Raw genomic sequence first — 24,616 nt, 5'->3', positions numbered from 1 at the left:
ATGCCTGACCTGCTAGACCGCTACCCGCTGACGGCGGGCACCTATCACGAACTGCTCGACGCCGGTGGCGCCGTGCGCCCGCACTGGCGCCGGCTGTTCGAGCAGTTGCAACGCAGCACGCCGGCACAACTGGTGCAGCGTCAGGCCCTGTTGACCCGGCAGATCCAGGAAAACGGCGTTACCTATAACGTCTATGCCGACCCCAAGGGCGCTGACCGGCCGTGGGAGCTGGACCTGCTACCCCACGTCATCGCGGCTGATGATTGGCAGCAGTTGTCGGCCGGAGTCGCGCAGCGGGCGCGTTTGCTCAATGCCGTGCTGGCTGACCTTTACGGTCCGCAACGGCTGATTGCCGAGGGGCTGCTGCCCGCCGAGCTGGTGTTCGGTCACAACAATTTCCTTTGGCCCTGTCAGGGCATCAGCCCGCCTGACGGGGCCTTTCTGCATCTGTATGCCGTGGATCTGGCGCGCACACCCGATGGCCGCTGGTGGGTCACGGCGGACCGTACCCAGGCGCCTTCGGGTGCCGGGTATGCGCTGGAAAACCGCACCATCGTGTCCCGGGCCTTTCCCGAGCTGTACCGCGATATGAACGTGCAGCACTTGGCCGGGTTCTTCCGCACCTTGCAGGAAACCCTGGTCCGTCAGGCCCCGAGTGACGGGGATGCGCCTTTGGTGGTGCTGCTGACACCAGGGCGTTTCAACGAAAGCTATTTCGAACATCTGTACCTGGCTCGACAGCTCGGTTATCCGCTGGTGGAGGGCGGTGACCTGACGGTGCGCGATGCCACTGTCTACCTGAAGACCCTGAGTGGGCTGCGCCGGGTGCACGCGATCATGCGTCGGCTCGACGATGACTTCTGCGACCCGCTGGAACTGCGCACTGATTCGGCCCTCGGCGTGCCGGGCCTGCTGGAAGCGGTGCGGCAGGGGCGTGTGCTGGTAGCCAACGCGCTCGGCAGTGGTGTGCTGGAGTCGCCAGGTTTGTTGGGTTTCCTGCCGAAGATCAATCAATTCCTGTTCGGCGAAGAATTGATCCTGCCGTCCATCGCCACCTGGTGGTGCGGTGAAGCGCCGGTATTGGCCCAGGCCCTGGAAAAACTGCCGGAACTGCTGATCAAACCGGCATTTCCGTCCCAGAGCTTTGCACCGGTATTTGGCCGCGACTTGAGTGAAAAACAGCGCCAGGAGCTCGCCGAGCGCATGCAGGCGCGTCCTTATGCCTATGTGGCGCAAGAACTTGCGCAATTGTCCCAGGCACCGATCTGGCAAGCCGAGGACGGTCAACTGCAACCCCGGGCCATCGGTATGCGCGTGTATGCGGTGGCCAGCCGCGAGGGATATCGGGTGTTGCCCGGTGGCTTGACCCGGGTCGCCGCGCAAGCCGATGCCGAAGTGGTGTCGATGCAGCGCGGCGGCGCCAGCAAGGACACCTGGGTCCTGGGCGATCGTGCGCCCAGCGGCGAACAATGGAAGGCCCAGCGCAACATCGGTGTGCATGATCTGGTGCGGCGTGATCCGTATCTGCCATCGCGGGTGGTGGAAAACCTGTTCTGGTTTGGTCGTTACTGCGAGCGTTGCGACGACAGTGCCCGTTTGCTGCGCATCATGCTCGCACGCTATGTCGACGGCGACGACCCGCAAGCCTTGCAGGCCGCAGTCGATCTCGGCGAACGGTTGATGCTGCTGCCCGATGAGGGCGAATTACCCGAACGCCTGTTGGCGGCATTGCTCGGTGACGACTGGCCGTTCAGCCTGCGGTCCAACTTGCAACGCTTGCAGTGGGCCGCTTCGCAAGTACGCGGCAAGCTCTCGCGGGAAAACTGGCAGGCGCTGGTGGAGTTGCAGCGCGAAGCCATGGAGCTGGAGACCGAAGAACCGGATTTCGGCGAGTTGCTGGATTTCCTCAACCGTCTGGTGATGTCCCTGGCGGCGCTGTCCGGTTTTGCCCTGGACGACATGACCCGGGATGAAGGCTGGCGTTTCCTGATGATTGGCCGGCGGATCGAACGCCTGCAATTTCTCAGCGGCAGCCTGGCGGCGTTTCTGCGAGGCGCCGGGGTCTTCGATCAGGCCGGGCTGGAATGGTTGCTGGAACTGGGCAACAGCAGCATCACCTACCGGTCGCGCTATCTGGCGGTCGCGCAACTGATCCCGGTGCTCGACCTGTTGTTGCTTGACGAACAGAACCCTCACGCCGTGTTGTTCCAGTTGAAACTGGTGACACGCACCCTCAAGCGTCTCAACGACGACTTTGGCGTACCGCGTGAAGCCGCACTGCCGCAATTGGTCGAGCGTCTGGCACGATTCGATCTGGGTTGCCTGGAAAATCCGCTGTTCGGCGACGCCAGTGTTCGCGCCGCCATCGAAGGGTTGGCCGCACTGTTGCAAGAGATCGCCGACGCCAGTGGGCACGTCTCCGATCGCCTGGCGCTGCGGCATTTCGCCCATGTCGACGATGTCAGCCAGCGCACGGTGTCCGTCTGATGAGCGCCCGCTACCAGATTTTCCACGACACCCATTATCACTACGACAGCCCGGTGTCCCTGGCCCAGCAACTGGCGCATTTGTGGCCGCGGCCTTGTGCCTGGCAGCGCTGCACGGACCGGCAATTGCAGATCAGTCCGCAGCCGACCTCGCGTCGCGATGAGCTGGATGTATTCGGCAATCCGCTGACCCGGCTGGCATTCGAGCGTCCCCACGATGAGTTGCTGGTCAACGCCAGTCTCACCATCGAAGTGTTGCCCCGACCTGTGCCGGACTTCAGTGGGTCTGCGGCGTGGGAACACACACGAAGCGCACTGACCTACAGCAGCCAACCGTTGTCGCCGGAATTGCTCGAAGCCTGTCGATACCGGTTTGAATCGCCGTATGTGCATTTGAAGAAAAACTTCGTCGAGTTCTCGCAAAGCTGTTTTCCACCCGGTCGACCGTTGTTGCTCGGCGTGCAGGCGCTGATGGAGAAAATCTTCAGCGAATTCACCTTCGATGCTGAAGCTACCCAGGTGGCGACGCCGCTGGTGGAGGTGCTGGAGCGCCGACGCGGGGTCTGTCAGGACTTTGCTCACCTGATGCTCGCTTGCGTGCGTTCCCGTGGATTGGCCGCGCGCTATATCAGCGGCTACCTGCTGACCCAGCCACCACCGGGCCAGCCACGGCTGATCGGCGCCGATGCATCCCACGCCTGGGTATCGGTGTTTTGCCCGGTGTCGGGGTGGGTGGATTTCGACCCGACCAACAATGTGCAGCCGGCGCTGGAGCACATCACCCTGGCCTGGGGCCGGGATTTTTCCGATGTGTCGCCGTTGCGGGGGGTAATCCTGGGAGGAGGGAACCACGACCCGGAAGTTCGGGTAACCGTGATGCCACTGGAATAACAACGATCGACTGTAGGAGCGAGCTTGCTCGCGAAGAACCCGAGAGCACCGGGGGGTGTCAGGCTCGCAGCGTTATCGTTAACGACCATCGCGAGCAAGCTCGCTCCTACAGAGGATCCGGTGGGCCAGATCAGATCAACCGGCCCGGAGGTTCTCAGGCGTCGGGCGCCGAGTCTTTCGGTGCATCAACATCGTCTTCTGCCGCCACTTCACCCTCAGGGTTCAGTGCCGCTTCTTCAGCTGTAGCTTTCTTGCGCTGAAGCTTTTCCTCTTTCTTCTGCTCCTTGGCCAAGTCTCTCTGACGTTTGGCGAAGGAATAATTAGGTTTAGCCATGGGCGATCCTCTGGGGTCGAAGGTGAGGTTGAGCGGCGCATATTCTGCCCTGTATCGGTGTCGAGCCGTTAGCTGGGTTTTTGCTCGGCCCACTTTGGCGCTACGGACGGTTGCCAGGCATCCAGAGCATCGAGCAGGTTTTGCGGCGATTCGCTCACCTGCAGCATGTCACGGTGCTGCCCGCGAACGAAGCCTTCGCCGACGATGTGATCAAGAAAAGACGTCAATTTGCTGTAGAAACCGTTCACTTCCAGCAATCCCAGCGGTTTTCCGTGGTAGCCGAGTTGACCCCAGGTCCAGACTTCGAACAGTTCTTCGAGGGTGCCAAGGCCACCGGGCAGCGCGATAAAGGCATCGCTGAGTTCGGCCATCCGGGCCTTGCGCGCGTGCATGCCATCGACCACTTCCAGGCGGGTCAGGCCGCTGTGGCCGATTTCCTTGTCCTTGAGGCTTTGCGGGATGATGCCGATCACTTCACCGCCGGCCGCCAGGGCCGCATCGGCGACGATGCCCATCAGCCCCACGGCGCCCCCGCCATACACCAGGGTCAGCTTGCGTTCGGCCAGAGCCCGGCCAAGGGCCACGGCGGCTTCGCGGTAAGCCGGGTGGGTGCCGGTGCTGGCGCCACAAAATACACAAACGGATGTTAAAGACATGCCTTGCTCCATGGTCGATCAGGGCCACAGAGTAAAGGCAGGCGCGCGACACTCCAAGGGCTAGACTTGGTGTTTCGGCGTTTCGTACGTACCGCTGGCGCCGCAGGCGTAGGCGGCCAGCAAACTGCACAACAGGCTGTTGATCGACATGACAGGCATTCCATTTGAAGGGGGACGGCCTGATGATAGGCCCGGGCCAGACACTTGGCCGGTAGATATTTCGTATCGGTGCCATAGCGCGAAAGTTGTATACAATTTTTGATTCAAGTCATATGAACTTGCGAAGTTTTCAGGCAGTCTTCTGTTTATTCGCGATTTCGCTAACCCTGCCTTGGAGATTCACCATGTTTGCCAAACTTGTTGCGGTATCCCTGTTGACACTGGCCAGCAGCCAACTGATGGCTGCCGAGTGCAAAGTCACTGTCGACTCCACCGACCAGATGTCTTTCGACACGAAGGCCATTGAAATCGACAAGAGCTGCAAGACGTTTACCGTGGAACTCAAGCATTCCGGCAGCTTGCCGAAGAACGTCATGGGCCATAACTGGGTGCTGAGTAAAGAAGCCGACATGCAGCCGATCGCCACCGATGGCCTGAGCGCCGGCATCGACAAGAACTACCTGAAAGAAGGCGACGCCCGTGTGATCGCCCACACCAAGATCATCGGCGCTGGCGAGACAGACTCGGTGACCTTCGATGTGTCGAAGCTCGATGCGGCGGAAAAATACGGTTTCTTCTGCTCGTTCCCGGGCCACATCTCGATGATGAAAGGCTCCGTGACCCTGAAGTAAAACGACGTACCGCGTCATCGTTCTTCGCAGGCAAGCCACGCTCCCACAGTAATTTGTGTCGATCACAAAACCTGTGGGAGCGGGCTTGCCCGCGAAGGGGCCAGAAGCATCGACGCATGTTTTGGCCCAAGAAAAAGCCCGCTGAAGCTCAACACTTCAGCGGGCTTTTTCATTCACTCACGCCTCAAGGCGCAAACGGCATCACCCGCTTGTGATGGGTCTTGTTGTAGGTGTCGCAAATGATCTTGAACGCTTCCTCGCGCACCGGATGGCCGTGCAGGAACGCGTCGATCTCGGCGTAGGTCACACCATGGGAGGCTTCGTCCGGTTTGCCGGGCGACAGGTCTTCAAGGTCCGCCGTCGGGACTTTTTCCACCAGCGATTCCGGCGCGCCGAAGCTGCGGGCGATGGCGCGGACCTGGTTTTTCACCAGGCCGCTCAGTGGCGCCAGGTCGCAGGCGCCGTCACCGAACTTGGTGAAGAACCCCATCACCGCTTCCGCCGCGTGATCGGTGCCGATCACCAGGCCATGGGCCGCGCCGGCGATGGTGTACTGGGCGACCATGCGCATGCGCGCCTTGGTGTTGCCGAGCACGAAGTCCACCGACACCGCATGTTTGCCTTCGAAGGCCGCCACTTCATTGGCCAGGGATTTGACCGCCGGGCCGATGTTCACGGTGTGGCGCTCGTCCGGCTTGATGAAATCCACCGAAGCCTGGGCGTCGTGTTCGTCGAACTGGGTTTCGTAGGGCAGGCGCACGGCAATGAATTTGTACGCGGCATCACCGCTGCGCTGGCGCAGTTCACGCACGGCTCGTTGGGCCAGCAGGCCGGCGGTCAGGGAGTCGACACCGCCACTGATGCCCAGGACCAGGGTCTTGAGCCCGGAGTTGACCAGGCAGTCCTGGATGAAGGTCACCCGCCGGGCGACTTCGGCCTCGAGGGCAGCTTCGTCGGCGAATGGCGGCTGGACCTTGAGCTGTTCAGCAATCTCACGCTGTACGGCTTGCATGAATTCACTCCTTGCTTGATGGACTTGAAAGGGCGGCAGGTACTTGGAAAACGTGTCGCAAGTACGCGACGAAATTCGGGTCTTTGCAGTGCGTCTTGCCGGGCTCGTCCGAGATCTTCGCCACCGGCTGGCCGTTGCAGGCGGCCATTTTAAGCACGATGCTCATCGGTTCGACACCCGGAATGTCACAGGTCAGGTTGGTGCCGATGCCGAAGCTGACATTGATCCGACCGCGCAGCGCCCGGAATATCTCCAGGGCCCTGGGCAGGGTCAGGCTGTCGGAGAAGGTCAGCGTCTTGCTCATCGGGTCGATGCCGAGCTTGTGATAGTGGGCGATGGCTTTTTCCGCCCAGACCACCGGATCGCCCGAGTCGTGGCGCAAACCGTCGAAAAGCTTGGCGAAAAACAGATCGAAATCGCCGAGGAAGGCATCCATGGTGATGCAGTCGGTCAGGGCAATCCCCAGCAGGCCACGGTATTCGCGGACCCAGCAATCGAGTGCGGCGATCTGGCTGTCGATCAGCCGCGGGCCGAGCTGCTGGTGGGCCATGATCCATTCGTGGGCCATGGTACCCAGGGGTTTCATGTCCAGCTCCCGGGACAGGTGCACGTTGCTGGTGCCGACGAAGCGCCCGGGGAAGTCGTGCTTGAGCACATTCACCACTTCTTCCTGTACGCGATACGAGAAGCGGCGGCGCGTGCCGAAATCGGCCACCTGCAACTCGGACAATTCATCGCTGCTGGCGTTGGCGCTCAGCCAGTCGAACTTGCGGTAGAGCTGCTCGCGGGCCTGCTCCAGCACGACTTCGCGGTAGCGATAGCGGTTGCGTACCTCGCTGGCCAGCGCCAGCAGCGGTACTTCGAACAGGATCACATGCAGCCAGGGGCCGCGCAGGCGAATGACCAGCTCGCCGTTTTCGATACCGGTGTGGAGGTAGCGCAGGTTGAAGCGAAACAAGCCGAGAAAGCGCAGGAAATCCGGTTTGAGGAAGCTGATGCGTTCCAGAAAGCTCAATTGATCGGCGCTCAGGCTCAGGTCGGCCAGGCGCTCGATCTGGAAACGGATTTCCGCCAGGTAGGGGCGCAAATCCTCGCCGTTACGGCAGCGAAACTCCCATTCGACTTCGACGTTGGGGTAGTTGTGCAGCACCGCCTGCATCATCGTCAGTTTGTAGAAGTCGGTGTCGAGCAGGTTCTGCACGATGCGATCGGCAAACACACTCTCGCTCATAACGGGAATCTCCAGCGTTGCAGCGGTATTGATCAATGGCGCTAGTGGCGCATATCAGGGACAAGGATTACCAGCAGTTTTTAGACTAAGGCAGGCCCTTGTAGGAGCTGGCTTGCCAGCGAAGGCGGACTTTCAGTCAACATTGTTTTTGAATGTGCCGGCCTCTTCGCTGGCAAGCCAGCTCCTACAAGGCGATGGCGCCAATCAGGTCGCCTCCGGGCTATCAACCTGCTCCAGCATCCACTTCACAAAGTCCCGCACCTTGGGCACTTCCGCCGAATGCTCCGGGTACGCAAGGTAATAGGCGTCGCTGCTGGGCATTGCATGCTGCCAGGGAATGACCAGCTTGCCGTCGGCCAGTTCCTCTTCCACCAGAAAGCGCGGTAGCAGCGCCACGCCGCAGCCAACCTGGGCGGCACGGATGCACATATAAAAGGTTTCGAAACGCGGGCCGTGGTAGCTGTGCTCGGTGTGGTAACCCTGGTGGTCGAACCAGTCATGCCAGGCTTGGGGGCGGGAGGCGTTTTGCAGCAGGACCAGGTCGGTCAGTTGCGTCGGGTCGGTGAACGGCGTGTCCGGCAGGCTACCCGGTGCGCACACGGGCACCAGCTCTTCACCGAACAGCTTCAGGCATTCGGTGCCGGGCCGCGAGCCCTGGCCGAAGTAGAACGCCAGATCACTGCGACCTTGCAGCAGGTCGTCGGCTTCCTGCTCGCTGCACAGGTCCAGATGGATCGACGGGTGCCGCAGACGCCAGCCTTTCAGGCGCGGTACCAGCCAGCGCGCGCCGAAGGTGGGCGGCGTCGAAACCCGCAGGACTTCGGTTTCGCCACCGTAGGAACGCAGGTAATGGGTCGACATTTCGACCTGAGTGAGGATTTTTCGCACCTCGACCAGGTACAGATCGCCGGCCGGCGTCATCTGCAGGCGGCGGCGCACCCGCCGGAACAGCAAGTGCTGCAACAGCTCCTCGAGTTGCGCGACCTGTTTGCTCACGGCGCTCTGGGTCAGGTTCAGCTCTTCGGCAGCCCGGGTGAAGCTCAAGTGCCGGGTGACGGCTTCGAAACACTGCAACGCAGCGATCGATGGCAGGTAGCGTTTATTCAGCATGGGCGGTCCTTGGTTCTTGTTTCTTATTGCCAGCAATGCACAGCATGAATAAACGGAATGATATCTCTCTTAAAGGTCGTTTGTTGAGTAACCTCCGGGCAGCTAAAACTACAGGTCTGATCAGCCGTGATTTTCCGGCTGCACATGTTCTGTCTTTTGCTTGAGGAGTGACCCATGGTTGCCGCATTGCTTGATCGTCTAGGTGTGAATCCGGCCCTGTACCAGAACGGCAAAGTGCCGGTGCATTCGCCGGTCGATGGCAGCAGGATCGCCGCCGTGAACTGGGAAGGCGCGGCTGAAGTCGAGCAGCACATCAGTCGCGCAGATCATGCGTTCGAACTGTGGCGCAAGGTTCCGGCACCGCGCCGTGGTGAGTTGGTGCGTCAATTCGGTGAAGTGTTGCGCGAATACAAGGCCGACCTCGGCGAACTGGTGTCCTGGGAAGCCGGCAAGATCACTCAGGAAGGCCTGGGTGAAGTTCAGGAAATGATCGACATCTGCGACTTCGCCGTCGGCCTGTCCCGTCAGCTGTACGGTTTGACCATCGCTTCCGAGCGCCCTGGCCACCACATGCGTGAAACCTGGCACCCGCTGGGTGTTGTCGGGGTGATCAGTGCGTTCAACTTCCCGGTCGCGGTCTGGGCCTGGAACACCACGCTGGCACTGGTGTGCGGCAACCCGGTGGTGTGGAAACCGTCGGAAAAGACCCCGCTCACCGCGCTGGCCTGCCAAGCGCTGTTCGACCGCGTCGTGAAGAACTTCAGCGATGCGCCTGCGAATTTGTGCCAGGTGGTGATCGGCGGCCGCGATGCCGGCGAAGCCTTGGTGGACGACCCGCGCGTAGCGCTGATCAGCGCCACCGGCAGCACCCGCATGGGCCGCGAAGTGGCACCGAAAGTGGCCGCGCGCTTTGCCCGCAGCATTCTCGAACTGGGCGGTAACAACGCCATGATCCTCGGCCCGAGCGCCGACCTGGACATGGCTGTTCGTGCGATCCTGTTCAGCGCCGTCGGCACCGCCGGTCAGCGCTGCACCACCCTGCGTCGACTGATCGCTCATGAATCGGTGAAAGAAGAAATCGTCACCCGCCTGAAAGCCGCGTACTCGAAAGTACGTATCGGCCATCCGCTGGAAGGCAACCTGGTCGGCCCGCTGATCGACAAGCAAAGCTTCGACAACATGCAGGATGCGCTGGAGCAGGCGTTGAGCGAAGGCGGCAAGGTCTTCGGCGGCAAGCGTCAGCTGGAAGACCAGTTCCCGAACGCCTACTACGTTTCGCCGGCCATCGTCGAAATGCCTGAGCAGAGCGATGTGGTCTGCCACGAAACCTTCGCCCCGATCCTGTACGTGGTCGGCTACACCGACTTCCAGGAAGCGCTGCGCCTGAACAACGCCGTGCCACAAGGCCTGTCCTCGTGCATCTTCACCACCGACGTGCGTGAAGCCGAGCAGTTCATGTCGGCGGTGGGCAGCGACTGCGGCATCGCCAACGTCAACATCGGCCCGAGCGGCGCGGAAATTGGTGGCGCGTTTGGCGGCGAGAAAGAAACCGGTGGCGGTCGCGAGTCCGGCTCCGATGCATGGCGCGGCTACATGCGCCGCCAGACCAACACCGTGAACTATTCGCTGGAGTTGCCGTTGGCGCAGGGCATCACGTTCGATTAATTGTAGGAGCGAGCTTGCTCGCGATGATCGTCAACGATAACGCGGGCTTGCTGTTTAAACGCGTTGCCATGACGTTTTTCGCGAGCAAGCTCGCTCCTACAGTGATTTGTGTGTTGGTTAGGTTTCTGTTGGAGTCTGGCAATGCCGTTACGCGAAGAGTGTCTGTGGGAAAAACTGACGCCGCAAAGGCCGGACAATTCGGCCCTCAAGGGTGAGGTCACGGTGGATGTCTGCGTCATCGGCGCCGGGTTTACCGGTTTGTCGGCGGCGGTGCATCTGCTGGAGCAAGGCAAGACCGTTTGTGTGCTGGAGGCCCATCGCGCCGGCCATGGTGGCTCGGGGCGCAATGTCGGGCTGGTCAATGCCGGGATGTGGATTCCCCCGGACGAGATCGAAGCCGGGTTCGGCACTGAGGTCGGCAGCCAGCTCAACCGCATGCTGGGCGCGGCGCCATCCCTGGTGTTCAGCCTTGTCGACAAATACAACATCGATTGCCAGTTGCGCCGCGAAGGCACGCTGCACATGGCGCACAACGCCCGTGGCGAAGCCGACTTGCGCAGCCGTGAAGAACAATGGAAGCGCCGTGGGGCGCCGGTAGAGCTGCTCACCGGTCAGGCCTGCGAGCAAGCCACCGGCACCAAAAAGATCGCCGCGGCATTGCTCGATCGCCGCGCTGGCACGCTCAACCCGATGGCCTACACCACGGGGTTGGCCAAGGCGGCCATCGGCCTGGGCGGTCAATTGTTCGATCATTCCCCGGTCACCCGGCTCGAACGCCAAGGCCAGCGCTGGTCGGTGCAAACCGCCCAGGGTTCGGTGATGGCCGAGAAAGTGGTGATTGCTTCCAATGCCTACACCGAAGGCGACTGGACGGAGCTGCGGCGTAATTTCTTCCCCGGTTATTACTATCAGGTGGCCTCGGTGCCGCTGACCGAAGAAGCCGCCCGGCAAATTCTGCCCGGTGGCCAGGGTTCCTGGGACACCCGACAGGTGCTCAGCAGTATCCGTCGGGATAAAGACGGTCGCCTGTTGCTTGGCAGCCTGGGTAATGGCAATCAGAAGCCGACCTGGTTCCTCAAGGCCTGGGCCGACCGGGTGCAGCAGCACTATTTCCCGTACCTCAAGCCGGTGGAATGGGAGTGCACCTGGACCGGTCGCATTGCCTTCACCCCCGATCATTTGATGCGCCTGTTCGAGCCAGCGCCCGGTTTGGTGGCAGTCACCGGTTACAACGGGCGGGGCGTGACCACGGGAACGGTGGTCGGCAAGGCCTTTGCTGATTACCTGTGTAACGGAAATCCTCAAGCGCTACCGATTCCTTTCGCGCCCATGCAGCCATTGGCCGGGGTGGGGTTGCGCAGCTGTCTGTATGAGGCGGGATTCTCGCTGTATCACGCAGGCCAGTGCCTGCGGATCGTGATCTGAATGTTGATTTTTGCAGTGGGGAAGCGGCGCTTTTTCGATCTGCAGCTAGCCTGTAGTGGTGCGGGTTGTAGCAGTCTCGCACCAGCAGTGTGCACTTCGGTGACGCACGTTGTTACAGGCTGGTTGCACGTCGTTTAAAGCCGCGGTTGCAATGATGGCGCAGGCGGGTTGCGCCTCAAAAAAATAATGGTTTTACCTTCCGCGGTTTAGACGGTTGCACGCCCAATGAAAATGGGCCAGAAACAGTCGAAATAACAAGAAAGCAGCGACTTTTTTCAGAATAAAAAACCGATGGCACGGCCCTTGCTCTGAGCATTCAGTGAAGTCGCAGTGCCAATTAAAAAAAACCATGGAGCACCACCTCATGTCCCAGACGTTTTACAAGAAAGGCTTTCTGGCCCTCGCAGTAGCAACTGCGCTGGGTGTTTCTGCGTTTGCTCAGGCTGACATCAAGATCGGCGTAGCGGGACCAATGACAGGCGCCAACGCGGCATTTGGCGAACAGTACATGAAGGGTGCGCAAGCGGCGGCCGATGCGGTCAACGCGTCGGGCGGGGTCAACGGGGAAAAAATCGTATTGGTCAAGGGCGATGACGCCTGTGAACCGAAACAGGCTGTGACGGTCGCCAAGGACCTGACCAACCAGAAAGTCGCCGGCGTGGTCGGTCACTTCTGCTCCTCGTCGACCATCCCGGCCTCCGAGATCTACGACGAAGCAGGCATCATCGCCATCACTCCTGGCTCCACCAACCCGGCTGTGACCGAGCGCGGCCTGAGCGCCATGTTCCGTATGTGCGGGCGTGACGACCAGCAAGGTATCGTGGCCGGCGACTACATCGTCGACGTGCTCAAGGGCAAGAAAGTGGTCGTGCTGCACGACAAGGACACCTACGGTCAGGGCCTGGCGGATGCCACCAAGGCTCAGCTTGAGAAGCGTGGCGTGAAGCCTGTGCTGTATGAAGGCCTGACCCGTGGCGAGAAAGACTTCAGCACCATCGTGACCAAGATCCGCGGCGCTGGCGCTGACGTCGTCTACTTCGGTGGCCTGCACCCGGAAGCTGGTCCTCTGGTGCGTCAACTGCGTGAACAAGGCCTGAAAGACGTCAAGTTCATGTCCGACGACGGCATCGTGACCGACGAACTGGTGACCACCGCTGGCGGTCCGCAATTCGTTGACGGCGTGCTGATGACCTTCGGTGCCGACCCACGCCTGCTGCCAGACAGCAAGACCGTGGTAGACGCCTTCCGCAAGGCCGGTACCGAGCCTGAAGGCTACACCCTGTACGCCTACGCTTCGGTCCAGGCCCTGGCAGCAGCCTTCAACGGCGCCAAGTCCAACAAGGGCGAAGAAGCGGCCGCATGGCTGAAGAAGAACCCGGTCAAGACCGTCATGGGCGAGAAGACCTGGGACAGCAAGGGCGACCTGAAAGTCTCCGACTACGTGGTTTACCAGTGGGACAAGGACGGCAAATACCACCAGCTGGAAAAACAGAAGTAAGGGCTGATTCGATCATCTGAACCCCACGGATCCCTTGTGGGAGCGGGCTTGCTCGCGAATGCGCCAGGTCAGTCGACATCCATGTTGGCTGATACATCGCTATCGCTGGCAAGCCAGCTCCTACAGGGGGCGGTGGTGGCCAGCCTGATCGTGAGTGTCATTGCTCCGACGTATATCTGTATTTTCCTTAGAAGAACCGCACAGCCACATGTGCAGGTTCTCATTGCGTGAGATTGCGTTATGGATGGTATTTTCCTGCAGCAACTGGTCAACGGCCTGACCCTCGGGTCGGTCTATGGCCTGATCGCCATCGGCTACACAATGGTCTATGGCATCATCGGCATGATCAACTTCGCCCACGGCGAGGTTTACATGATTTCCGCTTACCTCGCGGCAATCAGTCTGGCTCTGCTGGCTTACTTCGGTATCGAATCCTTTCCGCTGCTGATGCTTGGCACACTGATCTTCACCATCGTCGTCACGGCGGTGTATGGCTGGGTCATCGAGCGTGTCGCCTACAAACCCCTGCGCAACTCCACTCGACTCGCACCGCTGATCAGTGCAATCGGTATTTCCCTGATCCTGCAAAACTACGCACAGATCTCCCAGGGCGCGAAGCAACAAGGCGTTCCGACTTTGCTCACGGGTGCCTGGCGCGTTGATATCGGTACCGGTTTCGTTCAGTTGACCTACACCAAGGTCTTCATTCTGGTCGCAGCGTTCGTCGGGATGGGCCTGCTGACCTACGTCATCAAGTACACCAAGCTCGGCCGCATGTGCCGTGCAACCCAGCAAGACCGCAAGATGGCTTCGATCCTGGGGATCAACACCGACCGGGTGATTTCCTACGTATTCATCATCGGTGCAGCGATGGCGGCCCTGGCCGGCGTGCTGATCACCATGAACTACGGCACATTCGACTTCTATGCCGGCTTCATCATCGGGATCAAGGCGTTCACCGCCGCGGTGCTCGGCGGGATCGGCTCCCTGCCCGGGGCGATGCTCGGCGGGATCATTCTCGGGATTTCCGAGTCGCTGTTTTCCGGTCTGGTGAACTCGGACTACAAAGACGTTTTCAGCTTCTCGCTGTTGGTCCTCGTTCTGGTCTTTCGGCCTCAAGGCCTGCTCGGCCGTCCTCTTGTGTCGAAGGTGTAAGCGATGTCTTCAACCACTAAAAAAACCATTGATATCAAAAAAAGTCTGGTTGACGCGATTCTTGCCGGCCTCATTGCCCTGATTGTGTTCGGGCCGATTGTCGGCGTCGTTCTCGATGGCTATGGCTTCAACCTGGAAACCACCCGGGTGGCGTGGATCGTGGCGATCGTCATGGCCGGACGTTTTGCCCTGAGCATGTTCCTGCAGACAGGCAAGGGCCTGAAAATCCTTGAAGGCTTTGAAACGACAGGCTCCGGGGTGCATGTGCTGGCGCCGGACTACAAGTCGCGGTTGCGCTGGATCATCCCGCTGATGATCGTCATCGCCGTGGCGCTGCCGTTTTTCTCCAACTCCTACCTGCTGGGCGTGGTCATCCTCGGGCTGATCTACGTACTGCTGGGGCTGGGGCTGAACATCGTGGTCGGTCTGGCCGGCCTGCTCGACCTCGGTTACGTGGCGTTCTACGCCATCGGTGCCTACGGTCTGGCACTCGGTTACCAATACCTCGGGCTGGGCTTCTGGACGGTGTTGCCACTGGCGGCGATCATCGCCGGCCTGGCCGGTTGCATTCTCGGTTTCCCGGTGCTGCGCCTGCACGGTGACTACCTGGCGATCGTGACCCTGGGCTTCGGTGAAATCATCCGCCTGATCCTCAACAACTGGTTGTCGCTGACTGGCGGCCCGAACGGCATGCCGGCACCGCTGCCGACCTTCTTCGGCCTGGAGTTCGGCAAGCGAGCCAAGGACGGCGGCGTGCCGTTCCATGAGTTCTTCGGCATCGCCTACAACCCCGACGTGAAGTACTACTTCATCTACGCGGTGCTGTTCCTGGTGGTGCTGGCTGTGCTGTACATCAAGCATCGCCTGACCCGCATGCCGGTCGGCCGCGCCTGGGAAGCCCTGCGCGAAGACGAAATCGCCTGCCGTTCCATGGGCCTGAACCACGTACTGGTCAAGCTCTCGGCATTCACCATCGGTGCCTCGACGGCCGGTCTGGCCGGGGTGTTCTTCGCCACCTACCAGGGCTTCGTCAACCCGACCTCGTTCACCTTCTTCGAATCGGCATTGATCCTCGCCATCGTGGTACTGGGTGGCATGGGTTCGACCATAGGCGTGGTGATTGCAGCCTTCGTGTTGACCGTCGCTCCGGAACTGCTGCGAGGCTTCGCCGAGTACCGCGTGCTGCTGTTCGGCATCCTGATGGTGTTGATGATGATCTGGCGACCGCGCGGCCTGATTCGGATCAGCCGTACCGGTGTGACGCCGCGTAAAGGAGTAGCGCCATGAGCGAAGTCGTACTCTCCGTAGAGAAGCTGATGATGCACTTCGGCGGCATCAAGGCCCTGAATGATGTGAGCCTGAAGGTCAAGCGCAACTCGATCTTCGCCCTGATCGGCCCCAACGGCGCCGGCAAGACCACGGTGTTCAACTGCCTGACCGGGTTCTACAAGGCCTCCGGCGGCAAGATCGAACTGAACGTGCGTGGGCAAAAGACCAACGTCATCAAGTTGCTGGGCGAATCGTTCAAACCGACCGATTTCGTTTCGCCAAAAAGCTTCATCACCCGGCTGCGCTACAAGATGTTCGGCGGCACCCACCTGGTGAACCGTGCCGGCCTGGCGCGGACGTTCCAGAACATTCGCCTGTTCAAGGAAATGTCGGTGCTGGAAAACCTGCTGGTGGCCCAGCACATGTGGGTCAACCGCAACATGCTGGCCGGCATCCTCAACACCAAGGGCTATCGCAAGGCCGAAAGCGATGCACTGGACCATGCCTTCTACTGGCTGGAAGTGGTGGACCTGGTGGACTGCGCCAACCGCCTGGCCGGTGAACTGTCCTACGGCCAGCAGCGCCGCCTGGAAATCGCCCGCGCCATGTGCACCCGTCCGCAGATCATCTGCCTCGACGAACCGGCCGCCGGCCTCAACCCTCAGGAAACCGAAGCGCTGAGCGCGATGATCCGGCTGCTGCGCGATGAGCACGATCTGACCGTGGTGCTGATCGAACACGACATGGGCATGGTAATGAGCATTTCCGACCACATCGTGGTGCTGGACCACGGCATCGTCATCGCCGAGGGTGGTCCCGACGACATCCGCCACGACCCGAAAGTGATTGCCGCGTACCTGGGCGCCGACGAAGAGGAGGTGGTATGAGCAAACCCATCCTCGAACTCAAGGACCTGAACGTGTTCTACGGCCCGATCCAGGCCCTGAAAGGCGTCTCGCTGCACATCAACGAAGGCGAAACCGTCAGCCTGATCGGCTCCAACGGCGCCGGCAAGTCAACCCTGCTGATGTCGATCTTCGGCCAGCCACGGGCCGCCGACGGGCAGATCCTTTATCAGGGCGTGGACATTACCCACAAGTCGTCCCACTACATCGCCTCCAACGGCATCGCGCAGTCGCCGGAAGGGCGGCGGGTGTTCCCCGACATGACAGTCGAGGAAAACCTGCTGATGGGCACCATCCCCATCGGTGACAAGTACGCCAAGGAAGACATGCAACGCATGTTCGAGCTGTTCCCGCGGCTCGAAGAACGGCGTACTCAGCGGGCGATGACCATGTCCGGTGGCGAGCAGCAGATGCTTGCCATCGCCCGCGCCCTGATGAGCCGGCCCAAGTTGTTGCTGCTGGATGAGCCGAGTCTGGGCCTGGCGCCGATCGTGGTGAAACAGATCTTCGCGACCCTGCGAGAACTGGCCAAGACCGGCATGACCATTTTCCTGGTGGAACAGAACGCCAACCACGCTCTGCGGTTGTCGGACCGGGCGTACGTGATGGTCAACGGCGAAATCCGCATGACCGGTACCGGCAAGGAACTGCTGGTCAACGAGGATGTGCGTAACGCTTACCTCGGCGGGCACTGAGTTTCAGTGCTTATGCACAAGCCCCGGCGCGCAATCGCCGGGGCTTTTTTTCATCTCCAAACACCGCCAATTTCCCTGTAGGAGCGAGCTCGCTCGCGATAAACCGGAGAACGCTGCGGGGTGTCTGGTTTCCCGCGTTATCGTTCACGTCCATCGCGAGCAAGCTCGCTCCTACAGGGATCGCAGGAAATTGTGGAAAACAATATTCAAGAGCTCCCGAAGCGCGACATAAAGCCGCTGCAAATAGTTGTTTTGTCACGGTTTTGACTTGTCCCCGTTTGCTGTGGAGCCGGCTGTGAATAACGTGGGAGTAGCTGGCTGGAGGCCTTTTAAACCGGGGCCTGCAGGGGGGTGTTCAGTTTTTGATCAAGTGTTTTTGCGCAACTTGAAGAGCGCTTTGTCAACCTTTTTGTTCGAGATGAAAGTGGGTGGAATCAGCGTGGACAAGCCTGTGGATAAGTCTGTGATTAAACTCTGGAAAGACCCGGCTGAAGGCCGTGGTTACTGGCTTGGCGCCAGCGCTGGTTTGACCCGTCAGTCATGAAAATCCCCAGGGGCTACACGGCCGGCTATTGAGGGTCAAGCAAAAAAGTTTCAAAAAGCCGCGCAAAGCCTTGTGGACAGCGGCTTGCAGCTTTTCCACTTGCCCCCAAAGACTGTGGACCGGCCTGTGGATAACGTGCGTGCACATGGCTGCAAGCCAGGCTGGCCAAGGGGTTGCGAGGATTGCTCGTTTTTTGTACAGAAAGTGCGGTTGCCGCTATGGGCAAGGCCGGGCATTCTGCCTGCTGACTTACCATTCCAATGGCTGGCGATCAGCCGAAGCAAGGAGAACACGATGTCCAACACCCTGTTTATTACCGGCGCGACCTCCGGTTTTGGTGAAGCCTGTGCCCGTCGTTTTGCCGACGCAGGCTGGAAGTTGGTGCTGACAGGCCGTCGTGAAGAGCGCCTCAATGCGCTGTGCGCCGAGCTGTCGAAGCAGACCGAAGTCCATGGCCTGGTGCTCGATGTGCGTGATCGCAAGGCCATGGAGGAGGCGATTGCCAATCTGCCGCCATCCTTTGCCAAACTGCGCGGATTGATCAACAACGCCGGGCTGGCCCTGGGCGTCGATCCGGCACCCAAGTGCGACCTGGACGATTGGGACACCATGGTCGACACCAACGTCAAAGGCCTGATGTACAGCACCCGTCTGCTGTTGCCACGCCTGATCGCCCACGGTCGTGGCGCCGGCATCGTCAACCTGGGGTCCATCGCCGGCAACTACCCGTACCCGGGCAGCCACGTGTATGGCGCGACCAAGGCGTTCGTCAAACAGTTCTCCCTGAACCTGCGCTGCGACCTGCAGGGCACAGGTGTACGGGTCAGCAACATCGAGCCGGGCCTGTGCGAGAGCGAGTTCTCGCTGGTGCGTTTTGCCGGTGACCAGGAGCGCTACAACGCCACCTACGCCGGCGCCGAACCGATCCAGCCGCAAGACATCGCCGACACCATTTTCTGGGTGCTCAATGCACCTGCGCACATCAACATCAACAGCCTGGAGCTGATGCCGGTGAGCCAGACCTGGGCCGGGTTTGCTATTGATCGCAGTGGTGGCAAGGCTTAATACCGAGTCATCGTTCTTCGCGAGCAAGCCCGCTCCCACAGGGATCACATGAAACCTGTGGGAGCGGGCTTGCTCGCGAAGGGGGCGGCTCAGGCGACACAAAGCTTCAGCTAGACTCCTCCCTCAAGCAACCCGCCGCACCCGGCGGTCTAGAGGTATTAGAGGAGATCCAGTGAGTAATCGAGGCGAGCAGTCGCTGCTCAAACAATCGACCTTCCTGATGCTCGCCGTGACATTTGCCGGGATCATCACCGGTTTTGTGTCGGGTGCCCAATCCATCCTGTTCGATGGCTTCTTTTCGTTGATCGCGGCCTTTATCAAGGTCCTGATGCTGATCACCGCCCGGCTGATTGCCAAGGAAAGCAACCAGCGCTTCCAGTTCGGTTCCTGGCACCTGGAACCCATGGTGCTGGTGATCGAAGGTAGTTTCATTTTCCTGGTCGCCATTTACGCCTTTCTCAACGGCGTGTTCGGCATCATCAGTGGTGGCCGCGAGGTCGAACTCGGACTGGTGATCGTCTATGCGGCAGTGTTTACCGTCGTCGAGCTCATTTATTTTTTCTACGTCCGCCATCGCAACCGCACGCTCAACTCATCGCTGATCCAGTTCGACAACATCAGTTGGCTGGTGGACGCGATGCTGTCGGCGGGGCTGCTGGTGAGTTTCCTCATCGCGCTGCTGCTCAAGACGCAGGGTTACGCCAAGTGGGCGGTGTATGTCGACCCGATGATCCTGATTCTGCTGGCCCTGGGCATGCTCCCCCCGGCGTTCAAAATCCTCGGGCCGGCCTTGCGCGATGTGTTGGGGATCGTCCCGGACCAGCTGGACGACAAGGTGCGTCAGGTGATGGAGGTGGCGAAGGCCGAGCATGGTTTCGACGACTACATTTCCTACGTGCAGAAGCACGGCAGGGCGTGTTTTATCGAGATCCACATCGTATTGCCGAAGGATTACTGGCTGGACGGCGTGGGGCAACTGGACAGTTTGCGCGAAGAAATTTCCGCGAAGCTTGGCGAGCCGGATGCCGCACGATGGCTGACCATCAGCTTTACCGGGGATCGCAAGTGGATTGAGTGATGGCACTTCGGTCAGGCCAGATATTCAGCCAGCCCGCGATAACAGGTCGCCAGGTGATAGGGCGTGGTCGACGGCATGTCGCGGCGACTGACTTCACCACGTTCATCACGGCATTCATACCAGCCGCCGGTATGCAGTGAGCGCTGCTGCAATGCCTGCAATTGACGCAATACATCCGCTTCGCTGTCCGGACGCAGCGTCAGGGCGCGCAGGTATTCGGCCTGGGCCCAGATACGCTGTGTGGCATCCCGGACGCCGCCACCTGGCTCGAGGTCGAGCATGGCTCGCACCGCACCGCTCTGTTGATCGACGCCCAACTGCTCGGTAAAGGCGAAGGCCCTTTCCAGATCGGCATGCAGGGTCGAAGTGCGCAGCAGTGCCGAGGATTCCAGCAGGAAATACCACTCGAACTGATGCCCCGGTTCAAACCAGTTATCCACAGACCCCAGCGGCTTTTCCATCAACACGCCGTGCTGCGGATCGATAAAGCGCGCGTGCAGGGCTGTGCATAACTCGATGAGTGCGTGTTGCACGTCGAGATCTTCACGCACCGACAGGGTGGCGAGGAACGCTTCGGCCAGGTGCATCAGCGGGTTTTGCAAGGGGCCGCTGCCCAGCGATGCCCAGTCGCGGTCGAGCGTGGCTTCATACAGACCGTCGTCCGTGGCGAAACGCTGCGCGATCACTTCCAGCGAGGCGTTGAGTACCGACTCCACCAGCGGCTCGCGGACCTTGTCCCAGTAATGGGCGCAGGCGAACAGGATGAATGCGTGGGTGTAGAGGTCCTTGCGCTGATCCAGCGGCGTCCCTTGAGCATCGACGCTGTAGAACCAGCCGCCGTGCTCGGCATCGTGGAAGTGCCGCTGCAACGAGCGGAACAACGCGGCGGCACGCTCTTCGGCGCCCGGCACCTGACCGATCAGGCTGGCAAACAGATACAACTGCCGCGCACAGGCCATGGCCCGGTAGCGTTGCGGTGGCAGCGGTTGGTGTTCGGCATCCAGCGCCTCGTAGGGCAACGCCATGTCGGCATTCCAGCCCGGACCTTGCCAGAGCGGCACGATGACGTTCAGGAAGTGCTGCTGCACCGAGGCGAACAGGGTGGTCAATTCAGGCTGGGAGGCGGAGCGGGAAACAGGTGGCATTGGCTGGCGTCGTCACGGCAGGGGCGATTGCGCGACATGTTAGCAGAGAGGTCGGCCTGAGCGATGCGGTGTCTGTCAGGCCGTCTTCGCGGGCAAGCCCGCTCCCACAGGTGTACGCATTCCAATGTGGGAGCGGGCTTGCCCGCGAAGAGGCCGGTTCAGGCGCTGGAGAATCAACCCGCCAACAACCACACCCCGGTCGCCGCCGAAGCCGCGCCCGCCAGTCGTACCAGCGGTGCCGCTGCCTGTGGCAACACCCGCACCAGCGCATAACCCGCCGCATGCAACACCGCCGTCGCGGCGACAAAGCCTGCGGCATAGGTCCAGGGACTCGACATGTCCGGCAGTTCCAGCCCATGCGCCACACCATGAAACAGCGCAAACAAGGCTGTCGCACCTGCCGCCATCACCAACGGTGGACGCACAGCCAGCGCCACCGCCAGCCCCAAGGCCAATACGGAAGCGGCAATCCCGCTCTCCAGTGCAGGCAGGTTCATTCCTTCAAAGCCCAGCATCCCGCCAATCAGCAGAGTCCCGACGAAGGTGCATGGCAGCGCCCAGCGCGCAGCACCTTGCTGCTGTGCGGCCCACAGGCCGACCGCGAGCATTGCCAGCAGGTGATCGAGACCGCCAAGCGGATGGCTGATGCCGGCGATCAAGCCATTGTCGCCGTGCCCTGGATGGGCGAGGGCGAGGGCTGGCGTCAGCAGCAGGGCCAGGGCGCCGAGAATGCGTTTCAGTGTCATGGAAAGCTTCCTTGTTGAAGGGGGGATCAGGCCGCGGTCAGCAAGCCCTGGCGTTCGATGAAGGCGATGATCTGTTCCAGACCCTGGCCGGTTTTCTGGTTGCTGAAGACAAATGGCTTGCCGTTGCGCATGCGCTGGGTGTCGCTGTTCATCATCTCCAGCGAGGCACCGACCAGCGGCGCCAGGTCGATCTTGTTGATCACCAGCAGGTCGGATTTGCAGATCCCCGGCCCACCCTTGCGCGGCAGCTTGTCGCCAGCGGAGACGTCGATCACGTAGATCGTCAGGTCGGACAGTTCCGGGCTGAAGGTCGCGGAGAGGTTGTCGCCACCGGACTCCACGAGAATCAGGTCCAGCCCCGGAAAACGGCGATTGAGTTGATCCACGGCTTCAAGGTTGATCGAAGCGTCCTCGCGGATGGCCGTGTGCGGGCAGCCGCCGGTTTCCACGCCGATGATGCGTTCCGGCGCCAGGGCTTCGTTGCGCACCAGGAAGTCGGCGTCTTCGCGGGTGTAGATGTCGTTGGTCACCACGGCCAGGTTGTAACGCTCGCGCAGGGCCAGGCACAGGGCCAGGGTCAGGGCGGTTTTGCCGGAACCGACCGGGCCGCCGATGCCGACGCGCAGGGGTTGTGTGTTCATGTGATTCTCCAAAATAACAGGCCCTAGGAACGGAACAGACGGCTGTACTGGCGCTCATGGGCCATACACGCCAGGGACAGGCCGAAAGCGGCGCTGCCGTAGTGATCGGGATCGATTCGGGTGGCGTTCTGTTGCGCCTGTTGAAGCAGCGGCAACAGTTCGCTGGTCAGGCGTTGGGCGGCTTGCTGGCCCAGTGGCAAAGTCTTCATCAGCACCGCCAACTGGTTTTCCAGCCAGCTCCATAGCCACGCAGCCAATGCATCCTGCGGGCTGATCTGCCAGGCGCGCGCGGCCAAGGCCCATCCCAGGGCCAGATGGGGTTCGCTACGTTGTTCGAGGAAGGCGCGGGCAGGTGTGTCGAGTTCCGGCAAGCCGTTGAGCAATTGCTGCAACGAGTAGCCCATCTGCCGGCTTTCCTGATGCAGTTCGCGGGTTTCGCGACTGGCGCGGTGTTCCTCGCAGCGTTGCAGCAAGTCGCCCCAGTTGTCCTCGCTGGCGGCCACGCAATGGGCGAGCAGCAACGGCGCTTCGAAGCGTGCCAGATTCAACAGCAACTGATCGCTGATCCAGCGTCGCGCACTGTCGGGATCGCTTACGCGGCCGTTATCCACAGCCATTTCCAGCCCTTGGGAGTAGCTGTAGCCGCCAATCGGCAATTGCGGGCTGGCCAGGCGCAGCAGCGCCCAGGCCGGGTTCATGGGCGTACGCCGAACTGGTGCAGTTTCGGCGCGTAGTTGAAGTCTTCATCACCGTGGCGCGAATGATGATGGCCACCGCCGTAGGCGCCATGTTCCGGCTGGAACGGCGCTTCGATGTTCGAGGCAATGGCACCGAGTTGTTCGAGCATGGCCTTGAGCACGTAATCGTCGAGCAGGCGCAACCAGCCGTCGCCGACTTGCAGGGCGACATGGCGGTTGCCCAGGTGATAGGCCGCGCGGGTCAGTTCGAAGGCATTGGCGCAGGTGACGTGCAGCAGTTGCTCAGGGCGTGCGCAGACACGCACGACTCGCCCGTCTTCGGCTTGCAGGTATTCGCCGTCATGCAGCGGCGGCTGGCCACGCTCCAAAAACAACCCGACGTCTTCGCCCTCGGCACTGAAACAGCGCAAACGGCTCTTGCTGCGGGCTTCGAACGTCAGGTGCAGTTCAGCGGCCCAAACGGGTTGAGGGTCGATTCTGCGATGAATCACCAGCATCGGAAGGCTTCCAGCAATGGACGATGCTCAGGCTAGAGCAAGGGGCTTGCCAATCGACATGATGCGTAGGAAATGGCTGAAGGAGACGTAGGAGGGGTATCGATTGAGTGAGTTTTTTGGTTGAAGTTGGTGCGCAGGTTTTGATTTGCGCACCAAGTTGAGGCGATGCGGTTCAGTTCAGTGTGGGAGCGGCGGTGCGACGATTCGACTTGCTCGCGAAGGCGGTGTACCTGTCACATCAATGTTGAATGTGCCGGCGCTTTCGCGAGCAAGCCCGCTCCCACAGGGATATGGGCTTCCTCAAGAGGTTACTCGGTACTGCCGAGCCCTTGCCAGTGCTTGAGGCCGATAAAGATAAACCGCAACTGCTGGGTGATTTTTGCCTGGGGCGTCAGGTGCTCGGGCAAGCCCTCGGCGGGGGGATCGATGATGTCCGGCAGGGTGGCGAACACGCTTTTGACGATCAGATCCGCCATGACGCTCAGGTCGGCGATGTCCAGATGCTGCAGTTTCGGCATCAGTGACAAATCCGCCGCCAGGTCCGAACTGATGCCTTCACGCAGACGGCCAATGGCCTGGCGCACCGGCAGCGAACCGCCGTATTGCTCGCGGGCGAGAAACAGGAACTGCGAACGGTTGGCGCTGACCACGTCGAGAAAGATCCGTACCGAGGCATCGATGATGCCGCCCATCACGAATTCGTTGTGCCGTACCAGGCGAATGGTTTCGCGGAAGGTCTGGCCGACTTCGCTGACCAGCACCAGGCCCAGTTCATCCATATCGGCAAAATGGCGGTAGAAACCGGTCGGTACGATGCCGGCGGTTTTCGCGACTTCACGCAGGCTCAGGCTGCCGAATCCTCGGCCGCCGTCCATCAGGCGCCGGGCAGCGTCCATCAGGGCATTACGGGTCTGTTGTTTCTGTTCGGCGCGGGGCAGCATCGCAAGGGCGTTTTCTGGACAGGGACGCGGCGCACTCTAGCAAATCGGCTTTGCCGGCGTCGAACGACTGTGAGGGATCAAGCGGGGAAGTGCGGCATCTATCAAGCGCAGTGCTGAAAAGTCAAAAGCCCAATCCGG

General features: G+C 60.8%; 23 protein-coding genes. 12 read left to right on the top strand and 11 right to left on the bottom strand.

The genetic code is table 11. From position 1 onward, the window contains the following. Positions 1 to 2,487: a circularly permuted type 2 ATP-grasp protein gene (locus AB7M25_RS27490; RefSeq protein ID WP_454238236.1), complete on the top strand. Its 2,487-nt coding sequence runs from the start codon at positions 1 to 3 to the stop codon at positions 2,485 to 2,487. Next, a complete protein-coding gene (locus AB7M25_RS27485; RefSeq protein ID WP_429382500.1) occupies positions 2,487 to 3,377 on the top strand; it encodes a transglutaminase family protein in 891 nt (296 codons plus the stop codon). Before AB7M25_RS27490 ends, AB7M25_RS27485 begins: the two co-directional genes overlap by 1 nt. A gap of 154 nt (positions 3,378 to 3,531) precedes the next feature. Here AB7M25_RS27485 and AB7M25_RS27480 read toward each other — a convergent pair whose 3' ends face one another. Both AB7M25_RS27480 and AB7M25_RS27475 read right to left on the bottom strand, forming a co-directional pair. Continuing rightward, on the bottom strand, positions 3,532 to 3,711 hold the full coding sequence (locus tag AB7M25_RS27480) for a hypothetical protein (protein ID WP_007973286.1): 180 nt from the start codon (positions 3,709 to 3,711) through the stop codon (positions 3,532 to 3,534). 68 nt (positions 3,712 to 3,779) lie between these two features. Then, positions 3,780 to 4,367, bottom strand: a complete 588-nt coding sequence (locus tag AB7M25_RS27475; RefSeq protein WP_007973290.1) for an LOG family protein — start codon at positions 4,365 to 4,367, stop codon at positions 3,780 to 3,782. Between the two features lie 344 nt (positions 4,368 to 4,711). On the opposite strand from AB7M25_RS27475, the gene azu reads away from it, so the two are divergent. After that, entirely contained in the window at positions 4,712 to 5,158 is a 447-nt protein-coding gene (gene azu, locus AB7M25_RS27470) for an azurin (RefSeq protein WP_429517825.1), read from the top strand. A 184-nt stretch (positions 5,159 to 5,342) separates the two neighbouring features. On the opposite strand, the gene nadE is transcribed toward azu, so the two are convergent. From nadE to AB7M25_RS27455, 3 genes are all read right to left on the bottom strand, one after another. Further along, complete coding sequence (gene nadE, locus AB7M25_RS27465) at positions 5,343 to 6,170, bottom strand: ammonia-dependent NAD(+) synthetase (protein ID WP_015093241.1); 828 nt, start codon at positions 6,168 to 6,170, stop codon at positions 5,343 to 5,345. Between the two features lie 4 nt (positions 6,171 to 6,174). Further along, positions 6,175 to 7,401 carry a nicotinate phosphoribosyltransferase gene (pncB, locus tag AB7M25_RS27460; RefSeq protein WP_454238235.1) on the bottom strand — a complete coding sequence of 409 codons (1,227 nt, stop codon included), beginning with the start codon at positions 7,399 to 7,401 and terminating at the stop codon, positions 6,175 to 6,177. A 204-nt stretch (positions 7,402 to 7,605) separates the two neighbouring features. After that, positions 7,606 to 8,511, bottom strand: a complete 906-nt coding sequence (locus AB7M25_RS27455) for a LysR family transcriptional regulator (protein ID WP_104451548.1) — start codon at positions 8,509 to 8,511, stop codon at positions 7,606 to 7,608. A gap of 174 nt (positions 8,512 to 8,685) precedes the next feature. On the opposite strand from AB7M25_RS27455, the gene amaB reads away from it, so the two are divergent. From amaB to AB7M25_RS27410, 9 genes are all read left to right on the top strand, one after another. Further along, complete coding sequence (gene amaB / locus AB7M25_RS27450; RefSeq protein WP_007973303.1) at positions 8,686 to 10,176, top strand: L-piperidine-6-carboxylate dehydrogenase; 1,491 nt, start codon at positions 8,686 to 8,688, stop codon at positions 10,174 to 10,176. A 141-nt stretch (positions 10,177 to 10,317) separates the two neighbouring features. Further along, positions 10,318 to 11,601, top strand: coding sequence for an L-pipecolate oxidase (gene amaA / locus AB7M25_RS27445; protein ID WP_015093244.1), 1,284 nt, complete (start codon positions 10,318 to 10,320; stop codon positions 11,599 to 11,601). A gap of 364 nt (positions 11,602 to 11,965) precedes the next feature. Next, on the top strand, positions 11,966 to 13,099 hold the full coding sequence (locus tag AB7M25_RS27440; protein WP_007979707.1) for an ABC transporter substrate-binding protein: 1,134 nt from the start codon (positions 11,966 to 11,968) through the stop codon (positions 13,097 to 13,099). A gap of 240 nt (positions 13,100 to 13,339) precedes the next feature. After that, positions 13,340 to 14,254, top strand: coding sequence for an ABC transporter permease subunit (locus AB7M25_RS27435; RefSeq protein WP_104451545.1), 915 nt, complete (start codon positions 13,340 to 13,342; stop codon positions 14,252 to 14,254). 3 nt (positions 14,255 to 14,257) lie between these two features. Then, entirely contained in the window at positions 14,258 to 15,541 is a 1,284-nt protein-coding gene (gene livM, locus AB7M25_RS27430; protein WP_429382491.1) for a high-affinity branched-chain amino acid ABC transporter permease LivM, read from the top strand. After that, positions 15,538 to 16,410 (top strand): ABC transporter ATP-binding protein, encoded by an 873-nt coding sequence (locus AB7M25_RS27425; RefSeq protein ID WP_104451543.1) that lies wholly within the window; start codon positions 15,538 to 15,540, stop codon positions 16,408 to 16,410. Before livM ends, AB7M25_RS27425 begins: the two co-directional genes overlap by 4 nt. Further along, on the top strand, positions 16,407 to 17,123 hold the full coding sequence (locus AB7M25_RS27420) for an ABC transporter ATP-binding protein (RefSeq protein ID WP_429382489.1): 717 nt from the start codon (positions 16,407 to 16,409) through the stop codon (positions 17,121 to 17,123). Before AB7M25_RS27425 ends, AB7M25_RS27420 begins: the two co-directional genes overlap by 4 nt. A gap of 838 nt (positions 17,124 to 17,961) precedes the next feature. Then, on the top strand, positions 17,962 to 18,732 hold the full coding sequence (locus tag AB7M25_RS27415) for an SDR family oxidoreductase (RefSeq protein ID WP_217837041.1): 771 nt from the start codon (positions 17,962 to 17,964) through the stop codon (positions 18,730 to 18,732). Positions 18,733 to 18,904: 172 nt separating this feature from the next. Next, positions 18,905 to 19,810: a cation diffusion facilitator family transporter gene (locus AB7M25_RS27410; RefSeq protein ID WP_429382484.1), complete on the top strand. Its 906-nt coding sequence runs from the start codon at positions 18,905 to 18,907 to the stop codon at positions 19,808 to 19,810. An 11-nt stretch (positions 19,811 to 19,821) separates the two neighbouring features. Here the strand turns inward: AB7M25_RS27410 and AB7M25_RS27405 are convergent, their stop codons facing one another. From AB7M25_RS27405 to AB7M25_RS27380, 6 genes are all read right to left on the bottom strand, one after another. Beyond that, entirely contained in the window at positions 19,822 to 20,955 is a 1,134-nt protein-coding gene (locus AB7M25_RS27405) for an AGE family epimerase/isomerase (protein WP_429382482.1), read from the bottom strand. Positions 20,956 to 21,128: 173 nt separating this feature from the next. Further along, a complete protein-coding gene (locus AB7M25_RS27400) occupies positions 21,129 to 21,701 on the bottom strand; it encodes a HupE/UreJ family protein (RefSeq protein WP_454238234.1) in 573 nt (190 codons plus the stop codon). Between the two features lie 26 nt (positions 21,702 to 21,727). Further along, the gene (ureG, locus tag AB7M25_RS27395) at positions 21,728 to 22,342 is read right to left on the bottom strand and encodes an urease accessory protein UreG (protein WP_007979691.1); all 615 of its coding nucleotides are present in this window, start codon (positions 22,340 to 22,342) and stop codon (positions 21,728 to 21,730) included. Between the two features lie 23 nt (positions 22,343 to 22,365). Beyond that, on the bottom strand, positions 22,366 to 23,040 hold the full coding sequence (locus tag AB7M25_RS27390; RefSeq protein WP_429560553.1) for an urease accessory protein UreF: 675 nt from the start codon (positions 23,038 to 23,040) through the stop codon (positions 22,366 to 22,368). Then, the gene (ureE, locus tag AB7M25_RS27385; protein WP_429382476.1) at positions 23,037 to 23,537 is read right to left on the bottom strand and encodes an urease accessory protein UreE; all 501 of its coding nucleotides are present in this window, start codon (positions 23,535 to 23,537) and stop codon (positions 23,037 to 23,039) included. The genes AB7M25_RS27390 and ureE overlap by 4 nt, the downstream gene beginning before the upstream one ends. Positions 23,538 to 23,845: 308 nt before the next feature. Beyond that, positions 23,846 to 24,478, bottom strand: coding sequence for a TetR family transcriptional regulator (locus tag AB7M25_RS27380; RefSeq protein ID WP_429382474.1), 633 nt, complete (start codon positions 24,476 to 24,478; stop codon positions 23,846 to 23,848). Positions 24,479 to 24,616 lie beyond the last annotated feature (138 nt).

It is taken from the genome of Pseudomonas sp. AP3_22 TE3818 (assembly GCF_053628995.1).
Note: the sequence above shows the minus strand (reverse complement) of the source record. Positions and strands in the feature narration are given on the sequence as shown.

What these genes read in the sequence shown, in the direction of transcription:
- amaA (WP_015093244.1), top strand. Translation starts at nt 10,318, where the DNA reads ATGCCGTTACGCGAAGAGTGTCTGTGGGAAAAACTGACGCCGCAAAGG.
- ureE (WP_429382476.1), bottom strand. Translation starts at nt 23,537, where the DNA reads ATGCTGGTGATTCATCGCAGAATCGACCCTCAACCCGTTTGGGCCGCT.
- AB7M25_RS27475 (WP_007973290.1), bottom strand. Translation starts at nt 4,367, where the DNA reads ATGTCTTTAACATCCGTTTGTGTATTTTGTGGCGCCAGCACCGGCACC.
- AB7M25_RS27435 (WP_104451545.1), top strand. Translation starts at nt 13,340, where the DNA reads ATGGATGGTATTTTCCTGCAGCAACTGGTCAACGGCCTGACCCTCGGG.
- nadE (WP_015093241.1), bottom strand. Translation starts at nt 6,170, where the DNA reads ATGCAAGCCGTACAGCGTGAGATTGCTGAACAGCTCAAGGTCCAGCCG.
- amaB (WP_007973303.1), top strand. Translation starts at nt 8,686, where the DNA reads ATGGTTGCCGCATTGCTTGATCGTCTAGGTGTGAATCCGGCCCTGTAC.
- AB7M25_RS27405 (WP_429382482.1), bottom strand. Translation starts at nt 20,955, where the DNA reads ATGCCACCTGTTTCCCGCTCCGCCTCCCAGCCTGAATTGACCACCCTG.
- AB7M25_RS27415 (WP_217837041.1), top strand. Translation starts at nt 17,962, where the DNA reads ATGTCCAACACCCTGTTTATTACCGGCGCGACCTCCGGTTTTGGTGAA.
- AB7M25_RS27390 (WP_429560553.1), bottom strand. Translation starts at nt 23,040, where the DNA reads ATGAACCCGGCCTGGGCGCTGCTGCGCCTGGCCAGCCCGCAATTGCCG.
- AB7M25_RS27490 (WP_454238236.1), top strand. Translation starts at nt 1, where the DNA reads ATGCCTGACCTGCTAGACCGCTACCCGCTGACGGCGGGCACCTATCAC.
- AB7M25_RS27485 (WP_429382500.1), top strand. Translation starts at nt 2,487, where the DNA reads ATGAGCGCCCGCTACCAGATTTTCCACGACACCCATTATCACTACGAC.
- AB7M25_RS27425 (WP_104451543.1), top strand. Translation starts at nt 15,538, where the DNA reads ATGAGCGAAGTCGTACTCTCCGTAGAGAAGCTGATGATGCACTTCGGC.
- AB7M25_RS27440 (WP_007979707.1), top strand. Translation starts at nt 11,966, where the DNA reads ATGTCCCAGACGTTTTACAAGAAAGGCTTTCTGGCCCTCGCAGTAGCA.
- ureG (WP_007979691.1), bottom strand. Translation starts at nt 22,342, where the DNA reads ATGAACACACAACCCCTGCGCGTCGGCATCGGCGGCCCGGTCGGTTCC.
- AB7M25_RS27480 (WP_007973286.1), bottom strand. Translation starts at nt 3,711, where the DNA reads ATGGCTAAACCTAATTATTCCTTCGCCAAACGTCAGAGAGACTTGGCC.
- AB7M25_RS27380 (WP_429382474.1), bottom strand. Translation starts at nt 24,478, where the DNA reads ATGCTGCCCCGCGCCGAACAGAAACAACAGACCCGTAATGCCCTGATG.
- pncB (WP_454238235.1), bottom strand. Translation starts at nt 7,401, where the DNA reads ATGAGCGAGAGTGTGTTTGCCGATCGCATCGTGCAGAACCTGCTCGAC.
- AB7M25_RS27420 (WP_429382489.1), top strand. Translation starts at nt 16,407, where the DNA reads ATGAGCAAACCCATCCTCGAACTCAAGGACCTGAACGTGTTCTACGGC.
- azu (WP_429517825.1), top strand. Translation starts at nt 4,712, where the DNA reads ATGTTTGCCAAACTTGTTGCGGTATCCCTGTTGACACTGGCCAGCAGC.
- livM (WP_429382491.1), top strand. Translation starts at nt 14,258, where the DNA reads ATGTCTTCAACCACTAAAAAAACCATTGATATCAAAAAAAGTCTGGTT.
- AB7M25_RS27455 (WP_104451548.1), bottom strand. Translation starts at nt 8,511, where the DNA reads ATGCTGAATAAACGCTACCTGCCATCGATCGCTGCGTTGCAGTGTTTC.
- AB7M25_RS27400 (WP_454238234.1), bottom strand. Translation starts at nt 21,701, where the DNA reads ATGACACTGAAACGCATTCTCGGCGCCCTGGCCCTGCTGCTGACGCCA.